The organism is Streptomyces sp. NBC_00859, from assembly GCF_045161865.1.
Classification (GTDB): domain Bacteria; phylum Actinomycetota; class Actinomycetes; order Streptomycetales; family Streptomycetaceae; genus Streptomyces.
On the sequence record NZ_CP108826.1, the window covers coordinates 7,765,172 to 7,787,446 of the forward strand.

18 protein-coding genes are annotated in these 22,275 nt (G+C 71.7%); 13 read left to right on the plus strand and 5 right to left on the minus strand.

Going from position 1 to position 22,275, the window contains the following annotated elements; translation table 11 throughout:
- Window positions 1-121 precede the first annotated feature (121 nt).
- From OG584_RS34270 to OG584_RS34330, 13 genes are all read left to right on the plus strand, one after another.
- Window positions 122-1,792: a class I adenylate-forming enzyme family protein gene (locus tag OG584_RS34270; RefSeq protein ID WP_405783674.1), complete on the plus strand. Its 1,671-nt coding sequence runs from the start codon at window positions 122-124 to the stop codon at window positions 1,790-1,792.
- Window positions 1,786-3,513 carry an FAD-dependent oxidoreductase gene (locus OG584_RS34275; protein ID WP_405783676.1) on the plus strand — a complete coding sequence of 576 codons (1,728 nt, stop codon included), beginning with the start codon at window positions 1,786-1,788 and terminating at the stop codon, window positions 3,511-3,513. The genes OG584_RS34270 and OG584_RS34275 overlap by 7 nt, the downstream gene beginning before the upstream one ends.
- A gap of 2 nt (window positions 3,514-3,515) precedes the next feature.
- Window positions 3,516-4,298 (plus strand): SDR family NAD(P)-dependent oxidoreductase, encoded by a 783-nt coding sequence (locus OG584_RS34280; protein WP_405783677.1) that lies wholly within the window; start codon window positions 3,516-3,518, stop codon window positions 4,296-4,298.
- A gap of 42 nt (window positions 4,299-4,340) precedes the next feature.
- On the plus strand, window positions 4,341-5,297 hold the full coding sequence (locus tag OG584_RS34285; protein WP_405783679.1) for an aromatase/cyclase: 957 nt from the start codon (window positions 4,341-4,343) through the stop codon (window positions 5,295-5,297).
- A gap of 166 nt (window positions 5,298-5,463) precedes the next feature.
- Entirely contained in the window at window positions 5,464-7,218 is a 1,755-nt protein-coding gene (locus OG584_RS34290) for an acyl-CoA dehydrogenase (RefSeq protein WP_405783680.1), read from the plus strand.
- A 44-nt stretch (window positions 7,219-7,262) separates the two neighbouring features.
- Window positions 7,263-8,093: a 4'-phosphopantetheinyl transferase family protein gene (locus tag OG584_RS34295; protein ID WP_405783682.1), complete on the plus strand. Its 831-nt coding sequence runs from the start codon at window positions 7,263-7,265 to the stop codon at window positions 8,091-8,093.
- 289 nt (window positions 8,094-8,382) lie between these two features.
- On the plus strand, window positions 8,383-10,458 hold the full coding sequence (locus tag OG584_RS34300) for a condensation domain-containing protein (protein WP_405783684.1): 2,076 nt from the start codon (window positions 8,383-8,385) through the stop codon (window positions 10,456-10,458).
- A 41-nt stretch (window positions 10,459-10,499) separates the two neighbouring features.
- Complete coding sequence (metK, locus tag OG584_RS34305; RefSeq protein WP_405783686.1) at window positions 10,500-11,711, plus strand: methionine adenosyltransferase; 1,212 nt, start codon at window positions 10,500-10,502, stop codon at window positions 11,709-11,711.
- Between the two features lie 148 nt (window positions 11,712-11,859).
- A complete protein-coding gene (metF, locus tag OG584_RS34310; RefSeq protein WP_405783687.1) occupies window positions 11,860-12,732 on the plus strand; it encodes a methylenetetrahydrofolate reductase [NAD(P)H] in 873 nt (290 codons plus the stop codon).
- A complete protein-coding gene (gene ahcY / locus OG584_RS34315) occupies window positions 12,722-14,173 on the plus strand; it encodes an adenosylhomocysteinase (protein WP_405783689.1) in 1,452 nt (483 codons plus the stop codon). Before metF ends, ahcY begins: the two co-directional genes overlap by 11 nt.
- 232 nt (window positions 14,174-14,405) lie before the next feature.
- Entirely contained in the window at window positions 14,406-15,215 is an 810-nt protein-coding gene (locus OG584_RS34320; RefSeq protein WP_405783691.1) for an NmrA family NAD(P)-binding protein, read from the plus strand.
- Between the two features lie 127 nt (window positions 15,216-15,342).
- Window positions 15,343-16,029, plus strand: a complete 687-nt coding sequence (locus OG584_RS34325; RefSeq protein ID WP_405783693.1) for a hemerythrin domain-containing protein — start codon at window positions 15,343-15,345, stop codon at window positions 16,027-16,029.
- Window positions 16,026-16,568 (plus strand): DUF1772 domain-containing protein, encoded by a 543-nt coding sequence (locus OG584_RS34330; protein ID WP_405783695.1) that lies wholly within the window; start codon window positions 16,026-16,028, stop codon window positions 16,566-16,568. The genes OG584_RS34325 and OG584_RS34330 overlap by 4 nt, the downstream gene beginning before the upstream one ends.
- Window positions 16,569-16,785: 217 nt before the next feature.
- Here OG584_RS34330 and OG584_RS34335 read toward each other — a convergent pair whose 3' ends face one another.
- The 5 genes from OG584_RS34335 to OG584_RS34355 all read right to left on the minus strand — a co-directional run bounded on the left by OG584_RS34335 (window position 16,786) and on the right by OG584_RS34355 (window position 22,188).
- Complete coding sequence (locus OG584_RS34335) at window positions 16,786-17,634, minus strand: alpha/beta fold hydrolase (RefSeq protein WP_405783697.1); 849 nt, start codon at window positions 17,632-17,634, stop codon at window positions 16,786-16,788.
- Window positions 17,631-18,155, minus strand: a complete 525-nt coding sequence (locus tag OG584_RS34340) for an SRPBCC family protein (RefSeq protein ID WP_405783699.1) — start codon at window positions 18,153-18,155, stop codon at window positions 17,631-17,633. The genes OG584_RS34335 and OG584_RS34340 overlap by 4 nt, the downstream gene beginning before the upstream one ends.
- Before the next feature lie 70 nt (window positions 18,156-18,225).
- A complete protein-coding gene (locus tag OG584_RS34345) occupies window positions 18,226-19,716 on the minus strand; it encodes an FAD-binding protein (protein ID WP_405783701.1) in 1,491 nt (496 codons plus the stop codon).
- Window positions 19,717-19,734: 18 nt separating this feature from the next.
- Entirely contained in the window at window positions 19,735-21,300 is a 1,566-nt protein-coding gene (locus tag OG584_RS34350; protein WP_405783702.1) for a flavin-containing monooxygenase, read from the minus strand.
- 9 nt (window positions 21,301-21,309) lie between these two features.
- Window positions 21,310-22,188: a class I SAM-dependent methyltransferase gene (locus OG584_RS34355; RefSeq protein WP_405783704.1), complete on the minus strand. Its 879-nt coding sequence runs from the start codon at window positions 22,186-22,188 to the stop codon at window positions 21,310-21,312.
- Window positions 22,189-22,275: the final 87 nt, after the last annotated feature.

The window sequence follows — 22,275 nt, forward strand, 5'->3', positions numbered from 1 at the left end:
GGCTCACTGTCTGCGGCGGCGATCGAGTGTTCTTCGAAGATTCCTCAAGCGCCCCGACGGACGCTGAAAGCCGTTCGGCGGCAATCGCCGCCGCCAGTGGAAAGAAAAGGGGGGAGGCGACATGGTGCGCGAATTCCCGCACAGCGGCCTTCCGGTGGACGGTCTGCTGCGCCGCGCGGCACAGCGCCACCCCCAGGGCGCCGCCGTGCGCACGGCGACCCGCACCCTGCGCTTCGCCGAACTCGACGCGTACGCCGACCGGATCGCCGGGTGGCTTGGCGCAACGGGGCACACCCGGCCCGCCGCCCGGGTCGGCGTCGCGAACATCCTTCACCCGGATTTCGCCGCCGCTTACCACGGGGTCATACGGGCCGGCGCCACCGCAGTCCTGATCAACCCCCTCACCACCCCGCAAGGCCTCCGGCACGTACTGGCCACCGCCCAGGTCGAGATCGCGCTCGTGCCGTCGGCCACCGCCTTCCAGATCAACACGATCCGCCGTGAACTGCCCTCGCTGCGTGCCGTCGTCGTCACCGGCGCACCCGACAGCGCCCTGCCCGAGGGTGCGGTGCCGCTGCGCGCGGCCCTGGACGGGGCTCCCCCCTGGCCCGGCGGCCCGGCGCCGGACCCGGACGGCGTCGCGTGCGTGCAGTTCACGACGGGCACCACCGGCACCCCCAAGGGCGTCCTGCTCAGCCACCGCAACCTCGTCGCCAACGCCTGGCAGACCGCCCTCGCACACGGCCTGAGCGCCGACTCCATCACTCTCAACCACCTGCCGCTCTACCACGTCATGCACCTCAACTCGGCCCTGTACGCGGGCGCCTGCCAGGTGCTGTGCCAGGACCCCGATCCCGTGGCGTCCCTGACGGCCGCCACCCGGGCACGGGCCACGCACTACTACGGGCTGCCCGCGCGTCTGCACGCCCTCGCCGCGGACGAGCGCCTGGCCCGGGGCGTCCCGCCGGGGCTGCGTCTGAGCGCCGTACTGTCCGGCGGAACCGCGCTCAGGCCCCAGGCAGCCCGCACCCTGGAACAAAGGCTCGGCGTCCCCGTCATCCAGGGCTACGGCATGGCCGAACTCTCCCCGCTGACACACTGCCAGCGGCCCGCCCACTACCGCTCGGGCACCGTCGGCACGGTCGTCGCGGGCACCGAGTGCCGCCTCGTCGACCTCACGACAGGGCGCCCCCTGGGGCCCGGGTCCACCGGCGAAATCCAGGTACGCGGACCGCAGCTGATGGCCGGATACCTCGGCGAGGGGCCCACCCCGACCGACGCGGACGGCTGGTTCGCCACCGGCGACGTGGGCTGCGCCGACCACGAGGGAAACCTGCGCCTGGTGGACCGGCTCACCGACGTCTTCACGTACGACAACGAGATCGTCTCACCCAGCCACGTCGAGCAGATCCTCGCCGACGACCCGCGCGTCGCCGACTGCGTCGTGGCCGACTGGCCCGACCCGCAGCACGGCGCCTTGGTCTGGGCCGGCATAGTGCTGCGCTCCGGCACAGGAACCGGCCCCCAGCACACCCCGGCCGGTGCTGCCCGCATCCCCGGCGCCACCGGCGTCCTCGACGCGATCGCCGGGCGCGCCAACGAACGCCTGGGCCCCTTCGAGCGGATCCGCTTCACCGAGGCCCTCGACCGGGTGCCCCGCACCCGCATCGGCAAGACCGAACGCCAGGCAGTGCGGCAGGAACTCAAGGCACGGGCCGCGCAGCCGTGCGGCACACCGGACTCCACCGGCCTGCGGCCCCACCCCACCACCCCGGGAGAGCGACGATGGTGAACTCCGCCCAGCTTGCCGCACGGCCCCAGGTACTGATCGCGGGCGCCGGGCCCGCCGGCCTGACCGCCGCCCACGAGCTGGCCCGCCGCGGCCTGCGGGTGCGCCTGGTCGACGCGGCACCAGCGCCCGCCCGCACCAGCCGCGCCGTGGCGACGCACCCGCGCACCCTGGAGACCTACGACCAGATGGGCATCGTCGACGCCATGCTCGCGCGCGGCCGCAAGAACCGCGCCTTCACCATGTACGCCGAAGGACGCCGCCTGGTGCGCCTTGAGGCCGACTACACGTCGATGCCGACCGCCTACCCGTTCACCCTCGTCATCGCGCAGACCGAGACCGAGGCCGTGCTGCGTGCTGCCCTGGCCCGCCTCGGGGTCGACATCGAGTGGGGTGTGCGGCTGACCGGTCTCACCCAGCACCACGACCGGGTGTGCGTCACCCTCCAGGACGCCGACGGGGCCGCACAGAGCGTCGACACTTCATGGCTGGTGGGCTGCGACGGCGGCCACAGCATGGTGCGCACACTGCTCGGCCTCGAACTCGCCGGGACCAGCAGTGAAACCTGGATGCTCGCCGACGTGCCCGTCACCATGGACCTGCCGCCCGACACCATCTACTGGGCCCACACCCGCGCAGGGGCCCTGATGATGGTGCCCTACGCCCGCGAGGGCCACTGGCGGCTGCTCGACACAGTGCCCCCGCACGACGCACAGCAGGCCGGCCGCGCCGAGGAGCACCTCGGGGCGAAGCTCTCCAGAGGCCTGGGCCGTGACGTCACCGTCGGCCCCAGCGAGTGGACCTCCGTGTTCACCTTCCAGCAGCGCATGGTCGCACGCATGCAGGACCGCCGCGTCTTCGTCGCCGGTGACGCCGCGCACGTGCACAGCCCCGCCTCCGGGCAGGGCATGAACACCGGCATCCAGGAGGCGTACAACCTCGCCTGGAAGCTTGCCCTGGTCGAACAGGGCCATACGGGAGCGCAGTTGCTCGACACCTACAGCCAGGAACGGGTCCCGATCGGCGCCGCGCTCCTCGACTCCACCCGCACCGCCACCACCCTGGTCCAGCTGCGCAACCTCCTCGCCGGGGCCGTACTGCCCCTCGTCTTCGGCGTCGTGCGCAGAGCCGGCCCACTGCGCCGAGCCATCCAGCGCAAGGTCCTCGGCGGCATGTCGGGGCTACGCATCGGCTACCGCACCTCCCCACTGAGCACGACCGCCGCCCCCGACGGCCCCGGCCCGGGTCCCGGCGAGCGGGTCAGGGCGGTGCACCTGGACGCCACGGATCCCGCCGCCCGCCGGGCCTTCACCGCCGAACTGCGCGACGTGCGGTGGACGCTGCTGCTCTGCGCGGGCGCCACCGGCGGTGTACCCGCGAATGCGGCCGTCACGGCGGCCGCCCAGTACGGCCCATGGCTGTCGGTCCGCACTCTGGGTGGCCGGGACGACGGCGCCGACGGGCCCGCGCCGCACACCGACCCCGGCGCCGCCCTGGCCACCGCGCTCGGGCTGCGGCCCGGCGCCTGGCTCCTCGTGCGCCCCGACGGCTACGTCGCCGCCCGCGGCCCCCGGCTCACCCACGACGTCTTGCGCCGGGCACTCGCCCCGGCCGGGCCATCCACCCCGCTCGCCGGCGCGCCGCACCCCGAACAGAACCCGCCCGGCACCGGCGTCCGGACCCCCGCCCCGGCCGCCGCCACGGCCCCGACGAAGGAGCACTGACCATGTCCGAAACCCACCCCGTCGCCCTGGTGACCGGAGGCACGAGCGGCATCGGCCTGGAAGTGGCCCGCACGCTCGGCCGGGCAGGGCACCGCGTCTTTCTCTGCGCCCGCCACGAACTCCAGGTCAAGCAGACTGTCGAGGACCTGCGGCAGGAAGGCCTGGACGCCGCCGGGCAGGCCGCCGACGTGCGCTCGCGCGACGACGTCACCGCCCTGGTGCGCGCCGTCGTCGACACGTACGGGCCGCTCACCGTCCTGGTCAACAATGCCGGGCGCAGCGGCGGCGGTGTCACCGCCGACCTCACCGACGACCTCTGGTACGACGTCATCGACACCAACCTCAACAGTGTGTTCCTCGTGACACGCGAAGCACTCAGGAACGGCGGACTGGACGGCGCCGCACACGGGCGGATCATCAACATCGCCTCCACCGCGGGCAAGCAGGGCGTCCTGCTCGGCGCCCCCTACAGTGCCTCCAAGCACGGTGTCGTCGGCTTCACGAAGGCGCTGGGCCGTGAGCTCGCGCCGAGCGGAGTCACCGTCAACGCGGTCTGCCCCGGCTACGTCGAGACGCCGATGGCCCAGCGTGTCCGCGCGGGCTACGCGGCCGCCTGGGAGACCACCGAGGACACCGTCCGCACACGGTTCGAGGCGAAGATCCCGCTCGGCCGCTACTCGACCCCCCAGGAAGTCGCCGCCCTCGTCGGGTACCTGGCGTCGGGGCCTGCCGCCTCCATCACCGCGCAGGCCCTCAACGTCTGCGGCGGCCTGGGCAACTTCTGACCTCCCGGCCTGTGTGAACGACTGAAGAAAGAGGTATGTGTGGTGTCAGACGAGCGAATCCACCGTACGCGGCACTGTGTCGACATCGACGCCCCGCCGGGCGTCGTCTACGGGCTGATCGCGGACGCCGTGCGCTGGCCGCTGTTCTTCCCGCCGAACGTCCACGTGGAGCGCCTGGAGTTCGACGGCCGCAACGAGCGGCTGCGGATGTGGGCGACCGCTGGCGCAGAGGTGCGTTCCTGGATCTCCGAGCGGATTCAGGACCCGCAGCAGCGCCGCATCACGTTCCGCCAGACCCGGCCGCACGCACCGGTCCAGACGATGGACGGCACCTGGGCCGTCGAGGAACGCCCCGGCAACACCAGCCGGCTGACCCTGCTGCACGCCTTCACCGTGGCCGCCGACCGCCACGACGACGTGCTGTGGGTGGAACGCGCCTGTGACACCAACTCCGGTGCCGAGCTGGCCAATCTCCAGCATCTCGCCGAACGCTGGACACGTCTGGACGAACTCGTGCTGTCCTTCGAGGACTCGGTACGCGTCAACGGCCCGGCCGAACTGGTCTACGACTTCCTCTACCGCGCGGGCGACTGGCCCGGACTCCTCCCGCACGTCTCGCGGCTCGACCTGAGCGAGACCACCCCGGGCGTCCAGGTCATGTCCATGGACACCGTGACCGGCGACGGCAGCACGCACACCACCGAGTCGGTCCGGGTCTGCTTCCCCCACGCAGGACGCATCGTCTACAAACAGACCGCCACGCCCGCACTGATGGAGGCGCACGCCGGCGAATGGTCCGTGGTGCCTGACGCGACAGGAGTGACGGTCCTCTCGCAGCACAGCGTCGTCCTGCGCGAGGAGGCCATCGAGCGGATCCTGGGTCCCGGCGCCGACCTGAAATCGGCCCGCCGCCACATCCGCGAGGCACTCGGCCGCAACTCCACCGCCACACTCCAACGCGCGGCACAGCACGCCGAGTCGGCGATCCACAGGCTGTGACCCGCGCCCAGGGACAGTGTCAAGGGTCCTCAGGCGGCCCCGGGCCGTTTCCCGACCCGCGCTCCACCGGGCCCCGACCGGGCGCCCGCAGGGTCGACGCACGGGCCCGGCACACCAGATTCCCGTACCCGACGCCCCGTAGAGCAGGGAGGCGAACGCCACCGCCATGACCACCACCGCCGAGACCCCCGGGCGCCCCAGCGCCACCCGCGGCCGCGCCGAGGCGGACGCCCTGATCCGCGCACAGCGGCTGGAGGCGCGGCTCGGCGACCCCTACGACCCCGCCAACCCGCACGGCCTCAGCGCCCTGTTCGCCGCCGACGCCCGGTGCACCCCGCCCGCCGAGACCGAGGCCCTGCTCACCGAGGAGGGTCTCGGCGCCGAGTTCGTACCCGCCCCCCTCGGCGGCCGCCTCACCCGCGCCGACCTCCTCGCGCGCGCCCTGCGCCCCGTCTTCCGGCGGGATGTGGCGCTCGGCTTCGGCCACGGGATCATCTCGCTGTTCGCCGCGGGCGCCGTGTGGGCACAGGGCGACGCACGTCAGCGCCGGGAGCTGGCCGGCCTGCTGCTCGACGGCGGCCGGGCCACGATCCTGCACCACGAACTCGCCCACGCCAACGCCATCCTGCGCCACGAGTTCACCGCCCGCTCGGCACCGGGCGGGTACCGGGTCGGCGGCCGCAAGGACGTCATCATCAACGCACGCCGGGCCGGCCTGCAGGTCCTCTACGCCCGCACCGAGCCGGCCCGCGGACCCCGCAGCCACTCCGTGCTGCTCCTGGACCCAGCCCGCCAGGACACGGCGCACCTGCGCCACCTGCCCCGAGTGCAGATGTCCGGGATGCGTGGGGCACTCTTCTCCGGCCTGGAGTTCACCGACTGCCCCGTGCCCGCACACGCCCTGGTCGGCCGCCCCGGCGACGGCGTCGGGCTCGCCCTGCGCGCCTTCCAGGTGAACCGGAGCCTGATCTGCGGGGTCGTCACCGCGGCCGCCGGCACCGTACTGCACTCCGCGGTGCGTGCCGCGGCCCAGGGCCGCGCCACACACGTCGCCAAACGCTGGCACAAGCCCCTCACCGGGGTCTTCGCCGACCTCCTCGCCTGCGACGCCATGGCCACGGTGGTGCTGCGCGCCCTGAGCCTGCTGCCCGCGAGCGCCCACGTCCTGGCCGCCGCCGTCAAATACGTGGTCCCGGACCTGCTGCGGGAGAACCTGGAGGAGCTCGCCACCGTCCTGGGCGCACGCGGTCACGACCACGCGAACCCCGAGTACGGGGCGCTCCACAAGCTCATGCGCGACCTGCCCGTCGCCGGCCTCGGCCACGCGGGCAGCGCCTCCTGTCAGGCCGTTCTGGTGCCGCAACTGCGCGGCCTCGCCGAGCGGTCCTGGTTCGCCGAGCCGGAACCCCCGCCGCAGCTCTTCGCCGCCGGGGCCGAACTCCCCGACCTGGACTACGGGCTGCTCGCCATCGCGGGCGGCGGTGACTTCATGGCCGCCTATCTCGTCGCGGGCGCGGACCGTCTCCAGGCGCTGCGCGGCCCCGGCACACACCTCGCCGCGCTCTCCGCGCTCGCCGAGACGTTCGCCACCGAACTGCGCGCCCTGCGTGAACAGTGCCGCCGTATCCCCGCCGGCGCGCCGGCGCTCAACGACCCGGCCGTCGTCCGCCTCAGCGACCGCTACGCCCGAGTCGCCGGCGCCGCCGCCGTCCTTGGAATCTGGGAGAGCCAGGACGGCACCGACCCGTTCCTCAGCGACCCCGCATGGGCCGTGCTCGCCCTCACCAGAACCGGTGAACGCCTCGGCATCCCGGTGCCCCAACTGCCCGACGGCGTCCAGGACACGGTCCTGGACGAACTGCTGCGCCGGCACCGGGAGGGCCGCAGCTATGACCTCGACGCGCTCGCGTACGCACCGTGACCCGCCAACGGGGGTACCGCAACGCGCGCCAGGAAGGCGAGGTCATGACGACCACCGCACTTCCCGGCGCCGGGCGCATCAGCACGCCGCTCCACGCCGCGGGCCCGCACGCACCCTGGCAGCGGGTACGCGAAGCCATGGACCGCCACGGCAACGCCGTCGTTCACACCACCTGGGGCGAGTGGCTGGCAGCTGCCGTCTGCGACCCCGCACTGCGCTCACTGCTCGGCCGCGACTGGCAGCGCTACCGGCGCACCCAGGACCCCACGATCCGCTACCGGTTCCTCGCCTCACGGCTCGCCACCAAATACACGGCGGCCGCAGCCCTGCGCACCGAACCGGCCGAACTCGACCTCGCGTACAAGATCGGCGGACGCCCCTACCTGCGCGGCCTCGACCAGATCGACGTGAGCCTGACCCACACCGACGACGTGATCGCCGTCGGCATCAGCCGCAACGGACGGATCGGCGTCGACGTCGAACCCGCCGGCCGGCCCATGTCGTACGACCTGCTGCAGAGCCACGTCCTGACCTCCGCCGAGAACACCCGGCTCCAACGGCTCCCCGAGCGGGAGCGCGCTGCACGGCTGCTGCGCCTGTGGACCTTGAAAGAGGCCTACACGAAGGCGCTCGGCCAGGGACTCAGGCTGGACTTCACGGAGTTCGGCTTCACGGCCGACGGCAGCGAACTGCTTGCCCCGGACGGCCGGCCCGCCGCCCACAGCGAGTGGGCGTTCGCCACCCACCACATCCTGGGGCGCTACGTGCTGAGCGCCGCCTGCCACGACGCGGGCCTGGCCACCTCACGCGACACCGCGGCGCGCACCATGCTCGACGAGGGCTTCCTGGGCGCGGTCACCGAACTACTCGACTGACCATGACATCCCTGCCCTCGAGCCCTCGTCGAGACCCGCTGGAGCAACCGGGCATGCCGCGGCACACCCGGTTAGCGTACGAGAGCGCTCACCTCCCTCCCGGCCCGCCGCCGGACCCCTGTGCCGCACGACCGCCGGACCACCACCGTGTCAGCCCCGTATCAGGGCCGCGTGGGCACACCGCGCACACTCGTTCCGCACGCGTCGAGAGAGGGGAGGCAGGGGGTTCTCCACCCGCAGGCACGCCACGGCCACCCAGGCCGCGGGCCTGCGCGAACCCCGTACGACGATGACCACCGACCACTCCTCGCACCCCACGCCCGCAGAGGCCGCCCCCGGCGGACCGCTGACCGTCGTCGTGGACCTCGCACGCCAGGGCTCGGCCGCACCGCCCGCCCTGGAACTGCGCGGCTCCCTCGACCCGCACCGTATCGAGGCCGCCCTGGACCGACTGGACCGGCTGACCGCCCGCCCCGGCCGGAACCGGCACCCGCGGCTGCGGCGTGCCGGGCCCGGACACCACACCCTGCGCCTGACGCCCCCCGGAGGCGGGCACACCGGCCATGACCCCTTCCCCACCGGGCTCCTCGCGGACCTGCTGACCGTCGAACCCACCGGCCCCGGGCCCGTGACACGCATCGAACCGACCGGGCTGCAACGCGAGCTGCTCACTGACGCCGACGCACATCCCGGCACCGAGGGCGCCTGCGAGCAGCTCGCACTCACCTGGCGCGGCCCGCTCGACCCGGGACGCTTCACCACCGCCTGGCAGTCGGTCGCCGCGCACGAGAGCGTGCTGCGGGCCGCCTTCGAGGACGGCCCGCAGCCGTGGATCGTGTGCCACGACCACACCGGGCCCGAGATACTCCGCTTCCCGCACGGCAGCGTGCACTGGTCCGCGCTGACCGAGGCCGACCGGCGCCGCGGCCTCGACCCGCGCAGAGGGGGGCCGCTGCGCGTCACCGTCCTGGACGGCCCCGACGGCGGCCCGGAAACAGCGCTGTCGGCCCTGGTACTGCTCAGCTTCCACCCCGCCCTGCTCGACGACTGGAGCGTGCGCCTCCTGCTGCACGAGTTCTACCGTGCCTATCTGGCGGACGGCACACTGTCCGGCGGCGAACGGCGGCCCGATCTCCGCGACTACGCGCGCTGGCTCGCCGCCCAGGACCCGGCTCCGGCAAAGGAGTTCTGGCAGGCGGCGCCCCCGGGGCCCGCGACGGAACCCGCGCCCGGCGCAGGCCCGCACGAGAGTACCGGCCAGGTCCGCGCCCGCCTCACCCCCGGCCAGAGCGAGCGGCTCCGCGCCTGGGCCGCCGGCCGCGGCTGCCCGGAGAGCAGCGCACTGCACGCCGTGTGGGCGCTGGCCCTGTACCGGGCCAGCGCCCGGTCCGGCCCCTCCTCGATCCGCTTCAGCACTACCGTGTCCGGCCGCGGCGTCCTCCTCGACGGCATCGAACGGCTCCCGTCGGCGCTGCGCAACCCGCTACCGGTGACCGCCGCCGTCGACCCGGCCGCGCCCCTCACCGCACTCCTGGCCGGCCTGCGCGACCAGGCACTGGACCTGGCGGCCTACGAATGGGTTCCGCAGGGCCGCATCCGGTCCTGGACCCGGCCGGGGGCCGCGGGCCCGCCGTCGCGCAACCCCGCCCGCACCGGCACCCTCGTCGTCTTCGAGTACCGGCCGCACCCGCCCGCGGACCTGACACCGGGCCTGGCGGCGATGGGCATCCGGGTCAGCGCGCCCGAGACGCTCGGCGTCCGCACGGCGTTCCCCCTCACGCTCGTCGCCCACCGCGACGACGCAGGAGGCATCGTGCTCACCGCCTCCTGCGCCGGGACCCCGCTCGCCGACGCCCAGGACCTCCTCACGTACACCGCCGCAGCGCTGCGTGAACTCCCGCACACAGCCACCCCGTCCACGACCGTCGGCGACCTCATCGGACTGCCCCCCGCACCGGGCCGCACACCACCCGGCGCCCCCCGCGGGCCCGGCCCCGCCCACCGCTCCCCGCCGGCCCAGCTGCGCCCCGCCGCACGGCCCGGCGTGGGCACCGTCTGTCTCGTCCGGGCACCGGGCACACCGCTCTCCTCCCTCACCCGGGTCGCATACGCCTACGAAGGACCCGAAGCCGTCGTCCTGCTGCGCCCGCCACCGGCAGGACAGCCCGCACTGCGCACGCTCACCGGCATCGAAGGACCCGTCGTGCTCGGCGCGTTCTGCGGCGGAGGGCAGACGGCGTACGAGATCGCACAGGCCCTGGCGGCCACCGGCGGCCGCCCGCCCGCAGTGGTCATCACCGCAACCGCGTCCCCGGCCGCGGCCTTCGCCCGGATCCTTCAAGCGGTGGCCCGCCGCACCCGGTGACCGCCCCCGCCAACAGCCCCACCTCACACCTCAGGAGAGTCATGACGACACGTCTGTTCACCTCGGAGTCCGTGACCGAGGGACACCCCGACAAGATCGCCGACCAGATCAGCGACGCGATCCTGGACGCGCTGCTCACCCAGGACCCCGCCTCCCGGGTGGCGGTCGAGACCCTCATCACGACCGGGCAGGTGCACATCGCGGGGGAAGTGACCACATCCGCGTACGCCGACGTGCCGGGCATCGTGCGCAAAACGATCCTGGACATCGGCTACGACGCGTCGGCCAAGGGCTTCGACGGGCAGTCGTGCGGAGTGTCGGTGTCCATCGGCGCGCAGTCCCCGGACATCGCCCGCGGCGTCGACACAGCCTACGAGAAGCGCGTCGAGGGCTCCGAGTCCGACGAACTCGACCGCCAGGGAGCAGGCGACCAGGGCCTGATGTTCGGCTACGCGTGCAACGAGACGCCGAACCTGATGCCGCTGCCGATCGAACTCGCCCACCGGCTGGCGCACCGGCTGTCCCAAGTACGCACCGACGGCACCCTCCCCTACCTGCGGCCCGACGGCAAGACACAGGTGACGATCGAGTACCTGGGCAGCAGGCCGGTACGTCTGGACACCGTCGTCCTCTCCTCCCAGCACGCCGCGGACATCGACCTGGAGGGCCTGCTCGCACCGGACATCCGCGAGCACGTGGTGGAGCACGTCCTGGGCGAACTCGCGGACGCCGGGATCAAACTGGACACGGACGGCTACCGGTTGCTGGTCAACCCGACGGGACGCTTCGAGATCGGCGGACCGATGGGTGACGCGGGACTGACCGGCCGGAAGATCATCATCGACACCTACGGAGGCTACGCCCGCCACGGAGGCGGCGCGTTCTCCGGCAAGGACCCCTCCAAGGTGGACCGCAGCGCGGCATACGCGATGCGCTGGGTCGCGAAGAACGTGGTGGCGGCAGGACTCGCGGAGCGCTGCGAGGTACAGGTCGCCTACGCCATCGGCAAAGCGGAGCCGGTGGGCCTCTTCGTGGAGACGTTCGGCACCGGCGCGGTGGCACAGGAACGCATCGAAAGCGCCGTCCGGGACGTGTTCGACCTGCGCCCGGCGGCGATCATCCGCGATCTCGACCTGCTGCGCCCGATCTACCGGCAGACCGCGGCCTACGGGCACTTCGGGCGGGAGACAGCCGACTTCACCTGGGAGCGCACCGACCGCGCTGAGCGGCTCAAGGCCGCCGCGGGCCTGTGACCGGTCAGCACCGGCCCCGCCGGAGCAGCGACCTCCGCGATGCCGTCACCCGTCGCTGCCTCCCGTGCCGCTCCCGGGAAGGGCTGAACACTGCGGACGACGGCGGCTGCGAACCGCACGTCACCACCGGCCCCGCGGGCGGCGGCCGATGACGCGCACGATGCCGCCGACGTTCTCCTTCGAGTTCTTCCCGCCCAGGACCGCCCAGGGCGAGCAGAGCCTGTGGCGTGCCATCCGCCGCATCGAACCGCTCGCCCCCGACTTCGTGTCCGTGACCTACGGGGCGGGCGGCTCCTCACGCGAGCGCACCGTCGAGGTCACCAAACGCCTGGTGTCCCAGACGACGCTGCGCCCGGTCGCGCACCTGACCGCCGTCGGGCACTCGGTGGCCGAACTGCGCCACATCATCGGCCAGTACGCGGACGCCGGAGTACGGGACGTCCTCGTACTGCGCGGCGATCCGCCCGGCGCCCCCAAGGGGCCCTGGCGGTCGCATCCGGACGGCTTCACCTACGCCTGCCAACTGGTCGAACTGGTACGTTCCCTGGGCGAGTTCACCATCGGGGTGGCGGCGTTCCCGGAGAAGCACCCGCGCTCGCGGGACTGGGACAGCGACATCCGCCACTTCGTGGCCAAGTGCCGTGCGGGCGCGGACTACGCGATCACCCAGATGTTCTTCCACGTCGAGGACTACCTGCGGCTGCGCGACAAGGTGGCGGCCGCGGGCTGCGCGACGCCGCTCATCCCGGAGATCATGCCGGCCACCGACGTCCGCCAGATCCGCCGCTTCGCCGAGCTCTGCGACGCGGCCTTCCCCGAGGCTCTGGCCCACCGCCTCGAAGCGGCACGCGAACGGCCCGGTGACGCCTACCGCATCGGGGTCGAGTACGCCACCGAGATGGCGGACCGGCTCCTCGCCGAGGGCGCCCCCGGACTGCACTACATCACCCTGAACCGTTCCACCGCGGCTCTGGACATCCACCGCAACGTACTGAGCTCAAGGAGCCTTCATGCCAGCTGAGTCCACCGACTTCAAGGTCGCCGATCTCTCCCTCGCACCATTCGGGCGTAAGGAGATCACGCTGGCCGAGCATGAGATGCCCGGTCTGATGTCGATCCGTAAGGAGTACGCCGCGGCGCAGCCGCTCGCCGGCGCCCGGGTCACCGGTTCGCTGCACATGACCGTGCAGACGGCTGTGCTGATCGAGACTCTGGTTGCTCTCGGTGCGCAGGTCCGCTGGGCGTCCTGCAACATCTTCTCCACTCAGGACCATGCGGCCGCGGCTATTGCTGTCGGCCCCAAGGGCACTGCGGAGGCCCCGGCCGGGGTGCCGGTCTTCGCGTGGAAGGGCGAGAGCCTGGAGGAGTACTGGTGGTGCACGGAGCAGGCGCTGACCTGGCCGAACACCCCGACCGGCGGCCCGAACATGATCCTTGACGACGGCGGTGACGCCACGCTCCTGCTGCACAAGGGTGTGGAGTTCGAGAAGGCCGGCGCCGCTCCGGACCCGGCGACCGCGGACAGTGAGGAGTACAGCTACATCCTGAAGCTCCTCAACCGCACCCTGGGGGAGAACCCGCAGAAGTGGACGCAGCTGTCGTCCGAGATCCGCGGTGTCACCGAGGAGACGACGACGGGTGTGCACCGGCTGTACGAGATGCACCGTGACGGCACCCTCCTGTTCCCGGCGATCAACGTCAACGACGCGGTCACCAAGTCGAAGTTCGACAACAAGTACGGCTGCCGTCACTCGCTGATCGACGGCATCAACCGTGCCACCGATGTCCTGATCGGCGGCAAGGTCGCGGTCGTCTGCGGTTACGGCGATGTCGGCAAGGGCTGCGCGGAGTCGCTCCGGGGCCAGGGCGCCCGCGTGATCATCACCGAGATCGACCCGATCTGTGCGCTGCAGGCGGCGATGGACGGTTTCCAGGTGTCGACGCTGGACGACGTGGTCTCCGTCGCGGACATCTTCGTGACCACGACGGGCAACAAGGACATCATCATGGCCGCCGACATGGCCAAGATGAAGCACCAGGCCATCGTGGGGAACATCGGTCACTTCGACAACGAGATCGACATGGCCGGCCTGGCCAGGATCCCGGGTGTGGTGCGGGACGAGGTCAAGCCGCAGGTGCACACCTGGACGTTCGCCGACGGCAAGGTCCTGATCGTGCTGTCCGAGGGGCGGCTGCTGAACCTGGGCAACGCGACGGGTCACCCGTCGTTCGTGATGTCGAACTCGTTCGCGGACCAGACGCTGGCCCAGATCGAGCTGTTCACCAAGCCCGCGGAGTACCCGACCGACGTGTATGTGCTGCCCAAGCACCTGGACGAGAAGGTCGCCCGTCTGCACCTGGACGCTCTGGGTGTGAAGCTGACGACGCTCCGTCCCGAGCAGGCCGCCTACATCGGTGTCGAGGTCGGGGGCCCGTACAAGTCCGACCACTACCGCTACTGAGCACCGGGCCGGCCGTTCCACGCATGCTGGCCGGATCCCGTCGCTGTGCTCAAGGACGGCTAGAGGGCGGGCCGGAAGCATGACTGCGACGGCGGGCAGCTGCCTACGCTGCCGGTGACGACCGGGCCACCGGACCGGCCAACGAGCCCCGCCCGGTTTCCCATTCCCATGAGCAGCCCAGCACACACATGACGCGGACCACCCGCACCACGCCACGACAGACGGGACGACCATGACCAACACGACCCTGGTGATCGGCGGCACGGGCAAGACCGGACGGAGGGTCGCCGAGCGGCTCTCCGCCCAGGGACTCCCCGTGCGCATCGGATCCCGCTCCGGCACGCCCCCCTTCGTCTGGGAGGACTCCACCACGTGGGACGCCGCGCTCGAGGGCGTCGGCGCCGTCTACATCACCTACTACCCCGACCTCGCCTTCCCGGGAGCCGCCGATACTGTCGGCGAGTTCGCCAAGGCCGCCGTCGCCAAGGGGGCGCGCCGCCTGGTGCTGCTGTCGGGGCGCGGCGAGGAAGGTGCCGTGATCAGCGAGAACAAGGTCAAGGAGTCCGGCGCGGACTGGACCGTCGTACGCGCCAGCTGGTTCAACCAGAACTTCAGCGAGAGCTTCTTCCACGACCTGGTCATCGGCGGCGAGATCGTGCTGCCGACCGGGGACGCGGTGGAACCGTTCGTCGACGCCGACGACATCGCGGACGTCGCCGTCGCGGCGCTCACCGACGACAAGCACATCGGCAGGACGTACGAGCTGTCCGGGCCGCGCCTGCTCAGCTTCAACGACATCGCGCAGGAGCTCTCCAAAGCGACCGGCCGCACCATCACGTACATCCCCGTCGGCGTCGACGAGTACCGCGCCTCCCTCGAGGAGAACGGGCTTCCCGTCGAGTTCGCCGACCTGTTCGGGCTGATCCTCGACGGCCGCAACGCCCACCTCGTGCACGGTGTCGAGGAGGCCACCGGCCGCAAGCCCAAGGACTTCGCGGACTTCGCCAGGGATGCCGCAGCCACCGGCGTCTGGAACGTCTGACCCGTCCCGGACGGGACCCGCGGCCGCGGGGCGTACGGCGCAGTGGCCCGCCCCGCGCCCGTACGTCCCGCCGCCGTACACCCTGCGCTTTTCTGCCCGCTCCCTGGCCCCGTGAGGAGTCGCCACCATGACCGCAGCCGAACCCATGTCGAGCGAGCGTCTCGTGACGCTGCCCGGCCACTTCCACGGGTTCGCCCTGATGCACATCGCCATGCGCCGCGACGCCGGCCGGCTGGCTGCCGTCGCGCGCGCGACACACTTCGCCCGCCCCGACGGGATCGGCGCGTGGTGGCACGCACTGCGCGGTGTGATCGACTGGCACCACCACAGCGAGGACGAGATCCTGTGGCCCGAACTGCGGCGCTCCGTACCGTCGTTCGCGGTCGCCGCTGACGCGCTCGACGGCGACCACGCCCGCCTGGACGAGGCGATGGACACCATCGGCGCCGCCCTGGCATCCGGCGCCGCGGGCGCCGCCCTCGTACCCGCAGCCGACGCCTTCACCGACATACTCCAGCGCCACCTCGCCACCGAGGAGCACATCGTCTTCCCGGCCTTCACACAGCTCGGGGAACAGCGCTACCTCGCCCTGGAGCGACGGCTCCTGCGCACCGCACCCCCTCGCGTCCTGGGCCATCTGCAGCCCTGGATGTTCGACGGGGCCGACCCCGGGGCCGCCGCGCACGTCGCGGCGAGCATCCCGCCACCGGTGCGCCTGCTGGGGCGGACCGTACTGCGCCGGCGTTACGAACGGCTGCTCGCCCCGGTCGTCGCCCGCACCGTGCCCGCACAGAGACCCAAGGAGAAGCGATGACCGCTCAGCCCCCCGCCGGGCAGCTCGCACCGCAAGCGGCCCGGCCCGACGGCCGCGCCGACCTGCCGCTGTACGCCGCCACGATCGCCATGGGGCTGAGCGCGGGCCTGTACTTCGCTTTCGATGTTTCCGTCATGCCGGGTCTGGAACACGCCGACGACATCGCTTTCGCCACGACCATGGGGCACATCAACGACGCCATCGAGAACGGCCTGTTCGGCATGGTCTTCTTCGGCGCGTTCCTGGCCACCGGGGCATCCGGCATCAGCCTGCACCGCCACGGCCCGGCGCAGGCCGCCCGGTGGGCCTGGGCTGCCCTCGCCCTGTACTCGGTGGCCGTGGCCGTCACCGTGAAGGTCAACATCCCCCTCAACCGGCAGCTCGCCCGCCTCGCGACGAACACCTCCGGTGGCGAACTCGCCCTGCTCCGCGAGGAGTTCCGCACCAGATGGACGCCGGCCAACGCAGCCCGCACCCTGGCCTGCACGGCGGCGCTGGCCTGCCTGGGCCGAGCCCTGGCCCTGCGGGCCCGCCCCTGAACGGCGCCTGCCCTTCGGACATCCCCCGCACGAAGGGCAGGCGCCCACCTCCGCATACCGGCAGCACCACAGGTGCGCTCCGGACGCCGCCCGGCTTGCCGTGAGCGGGCCCGATGGGGCACCGGGCCAACGCACGGGAACACCGAGGGGTATGAGGGCGGCCCGCCACCTGACCAGGTGGCGGGCCGCCCTCATACCCCTCGGTGACGGCCGTACCCTACATACGGCCCTGCGTCAGTTCGTGCACCGCGCTCACCACCGCCTCAGGCGCCTCCAGCGGCAGCATGTGCCCCGCACCGGGCAGCTCCTCGAAGTGGGCCCGGGGCAGGGCCTGGGCCACGACACGGCCCAGGCGGGGCGGGATCACCTTGTCGCGGGAGCCTGCCAGCACCACCGCGGGTGCGGTCACCGAGACCAGTGCCTCACGCAGGTCCATGCCGCGCGATGAGCGGAACGCCTGGGCGCGCACTGCGGGAGCCGTGGCCGCGAACATCTGCCGGTTCACTTCGCGCAGCTGCCGGCCGGCGTGTGGGCCGAGCATGTTCTGGCCCAGCAGTTTGCGGCCGAGCGACGGCCGGGAGACCACCCGCTGGAACAGGGCGCTGCCCATCATGCGGACCTCACTGTCCGGCGTGTCCTGATCGTGCGCGGCCGTGCCGAGCAGCACCAGCCCACCGGGCCCTCCCGAGGGACCGGCACCCGACGAGGCGTACGACAACGCAGCGAAACCGCCGCCGGAGTGGCCGACGACGAGCGCGCCGGGCGCCGCCACGTGGTCGAGCACCGCGGCGAGGTCGGCCCCGAGCCGGGCGATTCCGAACGGCTCGCGGCCCTGAGTGGAGGCGCCGTGGCCCCGCTGGTCGTAGGTGACCACCCGGTGGCCGGCCCGGATCAGCCGGTCGCCCACCGTGCTCCACACCCGGCGGGAGGCGCCCCAGCCGTGCGCGAGCAGCACCGTCGTGCCGGTTGCCGGGGCGAGCGGCGCCAGGACGGACGCGGCGAGCAGCGCCCCGTCGTCCGTGGGCACCAGGGTCTCGGTCGCCGGGGCGGCAGCCACCGTCGTCATCGGGCGCTGCCCTCCAAGTGACGGTCCCCGGCGGCGGGCCGCCCCGCCCCGGCGGACTCCTCGGCGAGGATCCGGCCCAGGCGCACGAACGCCTCGCTGGTGCCCGTGGAGTGCTCTGCGCCGATGTCGGCGACCTTCGCGAGCAGCTTCAGCCAGCCGTGGGGCCGGCCCACGAAGTGCATGCCGACCCTGGTGCGGCCGCCCTGGAGGGGCTCGACGACGAAGTCGCTGGTTCCGCGGAAGACCCCCTCGACATAGTCGACCGACAGCAGCCGGCCGGGCTCGACCGCACGGGTCCGCGAAGTGAACCGGATTTTCGGGCCCCCTTTGTCGACTCCCTTGGTGTGGACGGTGACCGCGACCTCGCCACCCACCTCGTCCGGCGCACCGCGGACGACGGCGAACGTGTTGGCAGGCACCCACCATCGGGCGGCGCCGCGGAACTCGGCGATCAGCGCCTCCCACACCGCCTGGGGCGGAGCGTCCACGACCGCTTCGTCGATCAAGTCGTAACCTGTCATGCCGGTTCTCCTAATCGGATGTCGGATGGCCGGGCAGGGGTCTTCGGCCACGGCCCGGTGCGGGCCGGGTTCAGCCGAAGAAACCCTGGCCGGGGGTGAGGATGCCCGCCGGGTCGTAGCAGCGCTTCGCCGCGACGAAGCCGTCCCAGCGGGAACCGAAGTGGGTCTGCCAGTCCGCCCGGGTCATCCGCGGAATGGCGCCGACCAGGTACCGCTTGGCGCCCAGGGCGACCGCCTTGTCGTACAGCCGCCGGTTCTGCTCCAGCATCGCCTGGGAGTCCGCGCCCGGCGCGGGGAAGCGCAGCAGATCACACAGGTACGCGGTCGGCTCCTTCGGCTGCACCGCCAGTGGGCGGGTCAGCTTGGACGTCGGATACGGATAGAAGAGGAGGAAGCCCCCGCCCAGGTCGGACGCGGTCAGCTCCGCTGTCAGCGTCGCGGCGAACGCCTTGGCCTTGGACGCCGGCACGAACAGACTGAGCCACGGTTTGGGCTGGTCCCAGAAACCGTTCTCCTTGAGCCATGTCTCGTCGTTGTCGGTGCTGAACACGCAGTCGCGGTAGGAGAAGTCCTCAATGGTTGCCGACGCCCGCTCGTCACGCAGATCCGCCAGGAGCTTGGCCCGGTCCGGTGCGGTGGTGCCCGACCAGTAGGCCGTGGCCTCCAGCTGGTACCACCAGCCGGTCCCGTCGGGGGTGAGCGCGATCTCGCCCGCCTGGCCCTGGAAGCGCTTCTCGGACATGAGCTTCTCGGCGTCGGCGAGGTACGTCGACACGTCACGGTAGTAGAGAGTGAAGACCGTCGTCTTCTGCGGTGCGGGGACGAGAGCGAGGGTGGCACGCACGATGATGCCCACCTGACCGCCGCCGCCCAGCGCCGCGTTGAACAGATCCGCGTGCTGGGAGGGCGTCGCGGTGAGCAGGTCGCCGTTGCCGGTCACGATGTCGATGGACTTGACGGTGTCGACCTGCAGCCCGAACCGGTGCACCGTGGCACCGATGCCGCCCATGCTGAGCGTGCCGCCCACCGACAGGTGCAGATAGTCGGTGAGCGCGGGCGGGGTCAGGCCCTTGGCGAGCGCCGCGTCGGTGAGCTGGGCCCAGGTGACTCCCGCCTCCACCACGGCACTGGCCGTGCCGATGCTGACGATCTTCGCCAGGGCGCGTGCGTCGATCGCGATCCCGCCCTTGGGCACCTGGGCCTGTCCGTAGCAGGAGTGGGACTCCTCGTCTCCGCTCTGCCCGCCGCGGCCGTTCATCGCGATCTTCAGCTTGTTGGTCCGGGCGTAGTTGACCATCTTGACGATGTCCTGCACGGAACCGGGACGCAGCACCCCCCAGCACGCCCCGGGCACCATGCGCCCGAAGTCGTGGTTGAACGGGGCGGTGGCGTCCGCCGCCGTCACAAGCGTGCCGTCCAGGGCCGGTAGCGCCGCCGCCGTGGCCGCGAAGTCGTCCGCTTCCCGTGCCCAGGACTGGTGCGCGGAGCTCCAGCCGATGACAGTGGCGGCCGCTATGCCCCCGAGGACGCTGCGCCGCGTGATGGAGGTGCTGCTTCTCATTCGCTTGTCTCCTGTCCGTTACGTGCGGTTCAGGGCCGGCAGGCCGGCGCCTACGCTGGTGGCGAGCCGGTACTCGGAAGGATCGAAGCGCTTCGTGTGGCGACGGAAACGCCAGGTGTACGTCGGCCAGATCGACGGGTTGCGCCCGTGCTCGTCGAGGTACCAGCTCTTGCAGTTGCCTGCGTTCCACACGGTGCCATCGAGCCGCGCCTGAAGCCGTTTGTTCCAGTCGTCCTGGACCGGCCCTCGAACCTCCACCGAGGCCAGGCCCTTTTTGTCCATGACCTTCAACGCGTCCAGGACATATCCGATCTGCGCCTCGATCATCACGACCTGGGAGGAGTGCCCGAGCGTGGTGTTGGGGCCGAGCAGCAGGAACAGGTTGGGGAAGCCCGCGACGGTGGTGCCGCGGTGCGCCGCCATCCCCTGCTCGCGCCACACGTCGCGCAGCAGCCGGCCATCGCTACCCGTGATGCGCCCGGCGACGGGACGGTCGGTGGCCTTGAAGCCGGTCCCCAGGACGATCGTGTCGATCTCGCGCTCGGTGCCGTCCGCCGTGACGACCGAGTGGGGCTTCACTCGCGCGATGGGGTCGGTGACCAGGTCCACGTTGGGCTGCTGGATCGCCGGGTACCACGCGTTGGAGAACAGCAGGCGTTTGCACGCCATCACGTAGTCGGGGGTGAGCCTGGCGCGCAGTGTCTCGTCGGCGACCGATTTCCTGAGGTGGTCGCTGGCCATCTTCTGCATCTTCCCGGCGACCTTGGGCCGCTTCATCACGAAGGCGAGGATCTCCCGGCCCCACATGTTGAAGTTGCGCCGGAAGTTCTGGTAGCCGGGGACGCCTTGCAGAAGTCTCGTCTGCAGCGGGCTCGTCGGCTTGTCGTTCTTCGGGCCGATCCACGCCGGAGTGCGCTGGTAGAGGTCGAGCCGGCCCACCGTGGGCTGGATCTTCGGGACGAACTGGATGGCGGAGGCGCCCGTGCCGATCACCGCGACGTTGCGGCCTGCCAGGTCGTGGTCGTGCCGCCAGCGCGAGGAGTGGAAGACCGTGCCCTCGAAGTCCGCGAGCCCGGGGATGTCGGGGACCGCCGCCTCACTGAGGTAGCCGGTGCCGCTGACCAGGACCTGGGCGGTGTAGTCGCCCTGGGATGTCTCGATGTGCCAACGCCGTGCCGTGCCGTCCCAGCGGGCCGCGAGCATCTCGTGGCCGAAGCGGATGTGCGGGCGCACCCCGAACCGGTCGGCGGTGTCGCGCAGATACGCGTACAGCTCGTCCTGCTTGCCGAACGTGGACTTCCAGTGCGGGTTCTGCGCGAACGAGAACGAGTACAGGTGCGACATCACGTCACAGGCCGCGCCCGGGTAGGAGTTGTCCCGCCAGGTGCCGCCCACCTCGTCGGCCCGCTCGAATACGAGGAAGTCCTCGACGCCCTTGTTCAGCAGCTGGATGGCCATACCGAGGCCGGAGAAACCGCTGCCGATGACGGCCACCCGCAGGTGCCGCCCCGGCCCGCCGCCGTTGCCCGCACCGGCCGGCCGGGTGCTCCCGTCGCTGCGGGCCGGTTCGAGAATGCTTGTCACGTCAGCCTCCTAGCGGCGCGCGATGGTGACGCGGAAGTTGTTGAAGAACTTGTCCTCGAGCGTGTACGCGAAGATGTCGAGATAGCGCTCGAAACGGGCCACGACCTCCTCGCCCTCCAGGGCGACGGCCTCGTCGCGGCGCTCGGCGAGCAGCTGGAGCCAGGCGCGGCAGGCGACCGCGAACGACTCGCGCTCGTTGACGACCTCGACCACGTCGAACAGCCCCTCGGCGGCCTGTGTGAGCTCGTGCAGGTGCGGGATGTGGCAGTTCTCGAACTCCGAGCGCTGCAGGAACTTCAGGTCGTCGAGCAGCTGCCGGTTCATCGGAAGCGCCTCGGCGGTCATCGTGTGCAGCACGAAGCGGGCACCCGGCTTGAGGGACGCGCCGACCTTCTGGAAGAAGACCCGGTACTTCTTGGTGCGCTCGCGCGGCGCCAGCGTCGAGGAGACGAAGTGCTCCAGGGCGTTGATGCAGAACGCCGCGTCGTACGGGTCGTCGGTGGTGTGGTCCTCCCAGCTCTCCACACGTGTGGTGATCCTCGGATTGTCCAGGCCGGCGATGAACTGCTCCTGCGTACGGCTGAGCGTCAGGCCGACGGCCTGCTCGACACCGTGCACGGTGGTGAGGCGGTTGAGCATGGTGCCCCAGCCGCAGCCGACATCCAGGACGCGGCGGGCGCCCGCCGCCCCGGCCAGCTCGGCGAACTTGTCCAGCTTGCGCTCCTGGGCCTCGTCGAGGGCATCGGTCAGCCCCTCGTCCTCCTCCCAGTAGCCGCCGGAGTACATCATCGTCGGGCCCAGCAGGAGGCGGTAGAAGTCGTTGCTCACCTCGTAGTGGTGCCTGATCGCCTCGACCTCGGGGACCGACTGCTTTGTGACCGTGGTCATCCTCGTCCTCAACTCCCGTTTCATTCACGACACTTGACGTCCTGCCTGATGCCGGGCCGGCCGCCGTAACTCCCGTAGCCGCCCGCA

Bases quoted from the DNA above. Each gene is read 5' to 3' on its own strand.
- ahcY (WP_405783689.1), top strand. From the start codon at position 12,722: ATGCCAGCTGAGTCCACCGACTTCAAGGTCGCCGATCTCTCCCTCGCA.
- OG584_RS34320 (WP_405783691.1), top strand. From the start codon at position 14,406: ATGACCAACACGACCCTGGTGATCGGCGGCACGGGCAAGACCGGACGG.
- OG584_RS34280 (WP_405783677.1), top strand. From the start codon at position 3,516: ATGTCCGAAACCCACCCCGTCGCCCTGGTGACCGGAGGCACGAGCGGC.
- metK (WP_405783686.1), top strand. From the start codon at position 10,500: ATGACGACACGTCTGTTCACCTCGGAGTCCGTGACCGAGGGACACCCC.
- OG584_RS34290 (WP_405783680.1), top strand. From the start codon at position 5,464: ATGACCACCACCGCCGAGACCCCCGGGCGCCCCAGCGCCACCCGCGGC.
- OG584_RS34345 (WP_405783701.1), bottom strand. From the start codon at position 19,716: ATGAGAAGCAGCACCTCCATCACGCGGCGCAGCGTCCTCGGGGGCATA.
- OG584_RS34355 (WP_405783704.1), bottom strand. From the start codon at position 22,188: ATGACCACGGTCACAAAGCAGTCGGTCCCCGAGGTCGAGGCGATCAGG.
- OG584_RS34325 (WP_405783693.1), top strand. From the start codon at position 15,343: ATGACCGCAGCCGAACCCATGTCGAGCGAGCGTCTCGTGACGCTGCCC.
- OG584_RS34275 (WP_405783676.1), top strand. From the start codon at position 1,786: ATGGTGAACTCCGCCCAGCTTGCCGCACGGCCCCAGGTACTGATCGCG.
- metF (WP_405783687.1), top strand. From the start codon at position 11,860: ATGACGCGCACGATGCCGCCGACGTTCTCCTTCGAGTTCTTCCCGCCC.
- OG584_RS34335 (WP_405783697.1), bottom strand. From the start codon at position 17,634: ATGACGACGGTGGCTGCCGCCCCGGCGACCGAGACCCTGGTGCCCACG.
- OG584_RS34270 (WP_405783674.1), top strand. From the start codon at position 122: ATGGTGCGCGAATTCCCGCACAGCGGCCTTCCGGTGGACGGTCTGCTG.
- OG584_RS34340 (WP_405783699.1), bottom strand. From the start codon at position 18,155: ATGACAGGTTACGACTTGATCGACGAAGCGGTCGTGGACGCTCCGCCC.
- OG584_RS34330 (WP_405783695.1), top strand. From the start codon at position 16,026: ATGACCGCTCAGCCCCCCGCCGGGCAGCTCGCACCGCAAGCGGCCCGG.
- OG584_RS34295 (WP_405783682.1), top strand. From the start codon at position 7,263: ATGACGACCACCGCACTTCCCGGCGCCGGGCGCATCAGCACGCCGCTC.
- OG584_RS34300 (WP_405783684.1), top strand. From the start codon at position 8,383: ATGACCACCGACCACTCCTCGCACCCCACGCCCGCAGAGGCCGCCCCC.